The 1776-nt window shown below is 75.7% G+C and carries 2 protein-coding genes; both read right to left on the bottom strand.

The window, feature by feature from the left end; genetic code table 11:
* Positions 1-970, bottom strand: a 970-nt coding sequence (locus tag EAO76_RS36555) for a DMT family transporter (protein WP_262376063.1), incomplete at its 3' end; no start/stop codon positions are given.
* Entirely contained in the window at positions 967-1683 is a 717-nt protein-coding gene (locus EAO76_RS36560; protein WP_148840540.1) for a TetR/AcrR family transcriptional regulator, read from the bottom strand. The genes EAO76_RS36555 and EAO76_RS36560, both read right to left, overlap by 4 nt.
* Positions 1684-1776 lie beyond the last annotated feature (93 nt).

Here is a 1776-nt window from a genome sequence, read left to right on the forward strand (position 1 = left end):
TGACCACCCCCTCCCGCCCCCCGCGCCGTCCCGCACGCGGGCGGCGCGGGGGGCGGGAGGGGGTGGTCAGGACGCCGAGACAGGCGATGACGAGCGCGATCCCGGCCCAGCCGAGTGCGGGCAGGTGCTCGCCCACGACCAGGACCGCGAGCACGGCGGCCACGGCCGGCTCCAGCAGGGACAGGGTCGTCGCGGTGCTGACCGGGACGCGGGACAGGCCGAAGCCGAACAGGACGTACCCGGTGAACATCGGCACCAGCGCCATGTAGAGGCCGACGCCCGCGTTCGTCCAGGAGGCGAGCAGCGGTGCGCCGGTGACCAGCAGGACCGGTACGAGCATCAGTCCGCCCAGCCCGAACACCGCGCCCATGGCCGCGCGGGAGGCGATGCCGCGCGTGATGAGGCGGTGCGCCGCCCACGCGTACACGGCGTACGTCGCGCCCGCGACCAGTCCGAGCGCCACGCCGGCGACGGTCCGCCCGGCGGAGCCCGTACCGCTTCCCGCACCGGCCCGCGCGGCCTCGGCCGCACACAGCAGCACGGTGCCGGTCAGGCCCAGCGCGGCGCCGGCCGTCCAGCGCCGGGACAGGCTCCGCCGGTCGGCGACCCGTTCCAGCAGGGCGGACGCCAGTGGGGCCGAGCCGATGGAGACGACCGTCCCCACCGCGACCCCGGCCAGCCGCATCGAGGTGTAGAACGCCAGCGGGTACAGGGCCACGCCCGCCCCTCCGAGGAGCACCGTCCGCCACCGCGCCGCCAGCGCCGCGCGGTCCCGCACGATGCGGCGCCCGGCCAGCAGGGCCTGGAGCAGTCCGCCCGCGCCCATCGCCGCCGCGCCGATCGCCAGTGGCCCCACCTGCGGCGCCATGGTCGCGGCGGTGCCCGTGGTGCCCCAGAGCACCGAGGCGAGCAGCACGGCGAGCACGCCCGCGCCCGCCCCGGCGGCGGGCCCGTCGGTCGGCCGGGTCACAGCCCGTCCACCAGGGACGCCGCCATGGCGCGGGCGCGCCGCATACGGGTGCCGTCGCCCTCCAGGCCCGCCCGCACGATGGCTCCTTCGAGCAGGAACGCCAGGTGCTCCGCCGCGTCCCGGACCTTCTCGTCGAGCGCTTCCCCGTCCAGGACCTGCTCGGCGAGGGCCTTTCCGGCGCGGGGCCCATCGTCCCGGGACTCTCCGTGCCGGGCCTTCTCGTCCCGGGCCTTCTCGGCCCGGTCGGACAGCAGCTCCCGGAGATGGGTGACGAGCAGGCCCTCGACCTCCTCCTTGTGTCGGCGCACCACGGCCCGGCCCTCGTGCCCGGTGGGCAGTTCGGCGGCGGCGTTGAGCAGGCCGCAGCCGCGGAAGCCGTGCTCGTAGGCGAGGCCGGCGTGGTCGGCGTAGGCGTCGAAGACGGCCAGCACGGCGTCCCGGGGGGTTTCGGCGTCGGCCAGCCGTCGCCGGTAGAGGCCGAGCCACTCCTCGTGCCGGGCTCCGAGGTAGGCGGTGACGAGGTCGGCCTTGGAGTCGAAGTTGTTGTAGAGGCTCATCTTCGCCACACCGGCCTCGGCGGTGATCGTGTCGATCCCCGTCGCCGCGACGCCGTCGGCGTAGAACCGGCGTGCGGCGGCTTCGAGGATGCGCCCCCGCGCGGGCCCCTGGCGTCGCTTCACCGGCCGCTTCCCGGTGGCCCCGGCCTCGGTCATGGCTGCCCCTCTCCGTAATTAGGTAGACCAGTCTACCTAATCATGTGGGCATGAGCCTTCCGGGGCGGTGGGGGGAAGGGGGGAGGGTTGTCG

This window comes from Streptomyces sp. sk2.1 (assembly GCF_008120935.1).
GTDB lineage: Bacteria > Actinomycetota > Actinomycetes > Streptomycetales > Streptomycetaceae > Streptomyces.

Coding starts and splice junctions, on each gene's coding strand:
- EAO76_RS36560 (WP_148840540.1), bottom strand. CDS start 1,683: ATGACCGAGGCCGGGGCCACCGGGAAGCGGCCGGTGAAGCGACGCCAG.